Origin of the sequence: Leptospira yanagawae serovar Saopaulo str. Sao Paulo = ATCC 700523, from assembly GCF_000332475.2 — a bacterium.
Classification (GTDB): domain Bacteria; phylum Spirochaetota; class Leptospiria; order Leptospirales; family Leptospiraceae; genus Leptospira_A; species Leptospira_A yanagawae.
This window is the reverse complement of sequence record NZ_AOGX02000026.1, coordinates 1-5,045: the sequence shown is the minus strand read 5'-3', so window position 1 is coordinate 5,045 and position 5,045 is coordinate 1. Positions and strand designations below refer to the sequence as shown.

7 protein-coding genes are annotated in these 5,045 nt (G+C 33.2%); all 7 read right to left on the bottom strand.

The window, feature by feature from the left end:
• Nucleotides 1–282 (bottom strand): type II toxin-antitoxin system HicB family antitoxin (locus LEP1GSC202_RS14065; RefSeq protein WP_015678416.1); only part of this gene is annotated, 282 nt, incomplete at its 3' end.
• The gene (locus tag LEP1GSC202_RS14060; RefSeq protein ID WP_039929079.1) at nt 279–539 is read right to left on the bottom strand and encodes a type II toxin-antitoxin system HicA family toxin; all 261 of its coding nucleotides are present in this window, start codon (nt 537–539) and stop codon (nt 279–281) included. The genes LEP1GSC202_RS14065 and LEP1GSC202_RS14060, both read right to left, overlap by 4 nt.
• A gap of 286 nt (nt 540–825) precedes the next feature.
• Entirely contained in the window at nt 826–1,716 is an 891-nt protein-coding gene (locus LEP1GSC202_RS14055; protein ID WP_015678418.1) for a hypothetical protein, read from the bottom strand.
• Nucleotides 1,717–1,919: 203 nt separating this feature from the next.
• Complete coding sequence (locus LEP1GSC202_RS14050; protein ID WP_015678420.1) at nt 1,920–2,378, bottom strand: PIN domain-containing protein; 459 nt, start codon at nt 2,376–2,378, stop codon at nt 1,920–1,922.
• Nucleotides 2,371–2,613, bottom strand: coding sequence for a UPF0175 family protein (locus LEP1GSC202_RS14045; RefSeq protein WP_015678419.1), 243 nt, complete (start codon nt 2,611–2,613; stop codon nt 2,371–2,373). The genes LEP1GSC202_RS14050 and LEP1GSC202_RS14045 overlap by 8 nt, the downstream gene beginning before the upstream one ends.
• Before the next feature lie 827 nt (nt 2,614–3,440).
• Complete coding sequence (locus tag LEP1GSC202_RS14040) at nt 3,441–4,112, bottom strand: M24 family metallopeptidase (protein WP_015678417.1); 672 nt, start codon at nt 4,110–4,112, stop codon at nt 3,441–3,443.
• Between the two features lie 198 nt (nt 4,113–4,310).
• The gene (locus tag LEP1GSC202_RS14035; protein WP_244147730.1) at nt 4,311–4,727 is read right to left on the bottom strand and encodes a hypothetical protein; all 417 of its coding nucleotides are present in this window, start codon (nt 4,725–4,727) and stop codon (nt 4,311–4,313) included.
• Between the last annotated feature and the right edge of the window lie 318 nt (nt 4,728–5,045).

Below are 5,045 nucleotides of genomic sequence, written 5' to 3'. Positions count from 1 at the left end.
TCCTTCTATCAAAGATTTTCGGTAAGCTTTTCTATGAAGGTCAGTTGGGATTCTGACATTGAAAGAACCTTTAAAAGATTTTTCTGGATCTTTTTTAACTTTTATACATACGTGGAGATAATCATCAACAGATTCAATGAATGCTTTTTTTATTTCATTAACAGATTTTCCTTCAAAAGAAATTAAATCTTCTATTCCTTCAATTTTTCCGTAGAAAATTTCATCTTCTGAATCAAAATGAACAGAACCAAGATATCCTTTATATTCCATTAAATCTTTCATTCTAAATACCCTTCCGATTTTAATTCATCAATAATTTGATTTATTTGGTATGATTTTAAAATATTACCAGGATGAGGCTTGTGCAGCCGAATCACATGTTTTCCTTTTTCATGTATCCAAGCAACTCTTGATCCAGAAGATTTTCCAGAATTGTCTTCTGTATAATCGAATCCATTCAAAAGCTTCCTGAGTTCATCGTAAGTAAAATTCTTTGGTTTAGATAATATTCTAGCTAAAAGTTTATCTTTTTTGGACACTAAATATTGAAATAACTCGAAAGCAAAAATAATGCAACTAAAAAATAGTTACATTTTTCATATTCTTCCAACTTTCGATATTGTTTTAAAAAAACATTTTTTAGCTCATGTCGCATAACGAATAGACTTACCGAAGTTCCCCGACCCTGAGTCCCGAACGGGACGTTAGGGACTGGCATGTAGCTTGCGTAAGCAAGGCGAATGCCAGAAGGGGAATTTGCCGTAGGCCGAGCGAGGGCTTGTCCCGAAGCGTAGCGGTAAGTCGCTGTTATACGACGTTTTGAATTTATACATTAGCACCAAATTCTATTACTACAGATTGAAAAGCATCTGATTTAGTATAGTTACCACGTAATCCATATTCAATATTCTGTAACGTATCATATCTAGTATCACCGGAATATACTCTCATATCGTCAGGTAAAACTCTAGCTACAATAGATTTCAGTCCTATGGTCATAAATGCATTTTCAGTGAAATAATATCCGGTTTTTAAATAGATTTCAGAACCAATATATTTAGTATATGGATTAATATTAACACTAATGTATCCTTGATCAGTATTTAGAGCAGAGAAAGAGTAATTGTTGTAAATTCTACCATATAGTTGAAAAAGGCTGATTCTAAAAGCAACGAAGAAATTAGCATATTTATCAGATTGATATTCAAATCCAAGTTCTGGTCCAATGTATTTTTGTCCAAATCTGATGGAATAGGTTAAAGGAAAAGTATCGGTAAGTTCGGATTTAATATACCTAGTACCAAGAATTAGGCTGAAGTTCGGAATCGAAGTCAGAGAGTATAGAAATCCAAATCTAATTTGGGATCTAAAATAATCTCCAATGGAAACGGAAGAAGTAGCAACAAGTTGATTATTTTGATAGAAATCGAATTGTTGAGAAAACGATCTTTTGTTAAATTCAAGAAAGTCCGTATAAACTGAAAAATTTGAGTCTTGGAATCTTTTTTTGAACGAGAATTCGAAGTTATTAACGGTTTCATTACCTTTATTTCTATAACCACCGAATGTATCTCTGAATTCATATTTTTCGTAAGGAAATAGATAAGTTGAATTCCTTATAAAAGTAAAAGTCCATAGCTTATTTTTTTGATCTGTATTAGCTTCTGAATAGACTGAAGAGCTTACCAGAAATAATATTAGAATTAATTTTTTCATGTTTTCCTTTTAAGTTTTCAAAATGTCGTATAACGAATAGACTTACCGAAGTTGTCCGACCCTGAGTCCCGGAAACGGGACGTTAGGGACTGGCACGTAGTTTGCGGATGCAAACGAGTGACAGGAGGACAATTTGCCGCAGGCCGAGCGAGGCCTCGTGCCGAAGCGTAGCGGTAAGTCGCTGTTATGCGTAGTTGCTGCTTTTAATGATTTGATTTATTTATCTTTCGAATTTCACTTAAGACAGATTCGGAAATCCAGATTCCCTTCCTTTGAAGTTCATCAATTTGTTTCTCTAAATCTTCTATTATACCTAAAGTTTTCGCTTTTGCTAAAATTCCGAGAGTTCCTGTTATTTTTAATCCAAGATTCTTTGCGATTTTTCTAGCCTTTAAGTCATCCAATATTACGAGAGAGTTTTTTGATTCTAGTGCCAGAGCAATAGTTGATGCTTCACCACTATCTAAAATCTGTTCAAGAGATTTAACAGAAAATTCTTGTTTAGGATTTTTGACTTTTATGAAGTCAGGAATACTTTCGCCAAATTCAGTCTTAACTGTATCAGTAATGATTACTGAATTATATAAGCTTTTTAAAATGGCAAATTGTTGGATTTTCGAAAGAAGAATTAAGCAACTTGTGTTAGAGATAACGTCAGGCATTCTCTAAATCAGTTTTAAGATCATCAGTAGAATATGCAAATAGAATAGAAGAGCCATAGTTTTTCATCACATCAATTAAAGAAGACTTCGAAAGGTTAACGATATCAGCAGCTTGCCCTATGGAAATTTTACCTGTCTCATATAATTTAACAGCCATAGCCATTTTGAAATCATATTCATTTAGGTCTATTTGATCGGGGATTTGAAAACTAAGTGATTTCATGATTGGATACATCTCATTTTTTGTTCTAGAAAAGCAAAAATCAAACTATTTTTCATTTAATTGTGACTGAATTTTCTGTAAATTTGGGTTTTTTTGATTAAACTAATGTTTTGCAGCAATTACGCATAACGAATAGGCTAACCGACGTAGGCTGACCCTGAGTCCCGAAATCGGGACGTTAGGGACTGGCACGGAGTTTGCGTATGCAAACGAGTGCCAGAAAGCCTATGTGCCGTAGGCCGAGCGAGGGCTCGTCCCGAAGCGATGTGGTTAGCCGCTGTTATACGCAGTATCCAATGTGAGAGAATAAACTAATTAGAAAAAATTTAGCCAAATTTCGTATTCTTTCATTTTTTCTTCCTAAAGTCTATGTTTTCGAATCTTTTTATAAATTTATAAAAACAAGAAATCGTAATTACTATTATGTAAAAATGAGTCGCCGTCCAAAAATAAATTCTTATTTAAGATAAAACCAAGAACTCTTCATTTCTTTCTTCAGTTCATCTTTTCTCTTAATTCTTATTTCTTAAGGTGAAAATTTTGATTAAGGGATTATAATTACTCAACGGAACTGCGATAGAAGTTTTCTAATGCAAAGGTAAACTTTAAAAATAGAACATAAACGCGATAACTTGAGAAGTATCTCTTAATCACTTTTTGGATATTGCGTATAACGAATAGACTTACCGAAGTTCCCCGACCCTGAGTCCCGACGGGACGTTAGGGACTGGCATGTAGCTTGCGCAAGCAACGCGAATGCCAGAAGGGGAATTTGCCGAAGGCCGAGCGAGGGCTTGTCCCGAAGCGTAGCGGTAAGTCGCTGTTATATGCAGTTCAGCTTATAATAGTAGTTGTTCAAAGAAACTTCCAAATTTTTTATTTTTATCAATGAAGTGAACTTCTAAAATCCAAAACCTAGGAAGATTATCGAATGATGCTTTTAAATCAGTCAAGTTTTCATCGCAAATATAATTTTCAGGACTAGACTTGTGAATTTTGTAATGAGAAAATTCATCAATAAGATGTCCTGCAATATTATTACCAAACAAATAGCCATTGTTTAGAGCATAATCTTCTAAAAAATTAAACAATTCTTTTCCAGTAATCGAGGATTTACTTAAGTAGAACTCTTTTGCATCATTCCAAGCATTTTCAACAGTTAATTTTAGTTTCAATTTTTCAAGATTATTTCCAAGAACATAAGTTCTTCCGAAATCAGCTTCATAATTTTCAAAAATGGGTCCGAAATCAATCCAAAGTATATCATCATCTTTTATGATAAGTGTATCTGGATTTTCATCGTAAGGAAAGATTGTATTTGATCCGGTTCTTACGATTTTTTTATGCCAATATTTTTTGATCTCTAATCTATCTTTCGCCAATTCATATATTTCAGAGCTTAATTGTTTTTCAGAAATATTTGGTCGTATGATATTTTCTTTTTCAATTATATCAAAAAGATCCTTTGCTTTCTTTTGTGCTTCTTTGAGTCTTTCTAATTTTATATTCATAAATTTAATTGATTTAGCTGAATTGCATATAACGAATAGACTTGCCGAAGTTGTCCGACCCTGAGTCCCGGAACGGGACGTTAGGGACTGGCATGTAGCTTGCGAAGGCAAGGCGAATGCCAGAAGGACAATTTGCCGTAGGCCGAGCGAGGCCTTGTGCCGAAGCGAAGCGGTAAGTCGCTGTTATGCGTAGTGCCATTAGTTTTCAAAGAATTGAACTAAATCAATAGTTTCTTTGATAGATTCTATATTGAACGAATTTATTACTGGAAAATTTGAATCTGATTTCCGGAATGAAAATTTTATTCCATTTTTATCTGAATAGACCAGGTTTTCTGATGAATTGAATCCTAACTGAATAAGTTGTTTATCTTTTTCTTCAGTTAGAATTGAATTAATTTGAAAATTTGATATTTTCCAATCAGATTCTTCAGAAACAGATTCGTATTTTTTTAAAAGAAAATTATTCAAATATTCAATAAAAAAAACCTGTAAATTTGGTAATGAGTTGTTAATTAGGAGAATTTTCGAAATCGGAATCGTTTTTCCTTCTTTATCTTGAACACTTTGGATAATAATATCTGACATTTGGAGATTTGTATTTTGAAGATTCATTTTAATACCTTCGATCGAATTACTTGATCTTAAGGCAAATCCAGAAATCCAGAAATTTAAGTTCGTAAATTGTTGATTTTGAATAGAATTTTCAAAATATACTAGTTCTATTATAGAATTTTTACATGCGAACATCGCTGATATAAAATTTCCATAATTGGTAACGGGATAAATTATAGGAAATTTGAGTATTTCTGACCTGCTCCCCAAAAACTGCACCGATATTTAAGTTAGTTTTCTCCGATATTAAGGAGAGAGCATTATGGCAAGAAAGAAGATAGAAGAAAGCGAGATTTTTCGGATATTAAAGGAAGCAGA

Bases quoted from the DNA above. Each gene is read 5' to 3' on its own strand.
- LEP1GSC202_RS14055 (WP_015678418.1), bottom strand. From the start codon at position 1,716: ATGAAAAAATTAATTCTAATATTATTTCTGGTAAGCTCTTCAGTCTAT.
- LEP1GSC202_RS14050 (WP_015678420.1), bottom strand. From the start codon at position 2,378: ATGCCTGACGTTATCTCTAACACAAGTTGCTTAATTCTTCTTTCGAAA.
- LEP1GSC202_RS14045 (WP_015678419.1), bottom strand. From the start codon at position 2,613: ATGTATCCAATCATGAAATCACTTAGTTTTCAAATCCCCGATCAAATA.
- LEP1GSC202_RS14040 (WP_015678417.1), bottom strand. From the start codon at position 4,112: ATGAATATAAAATTAGAAAGACTCAAAGAAGCACAAAAGAAAGCAAAG.
- LEP1GSC202_RS14035 (WP_244147730.1), bottom strand. From the start codon at position 4,727: ATGAATCTTCAAAATACAAATCTCCAAATGTCAGATATTATTATCCAA.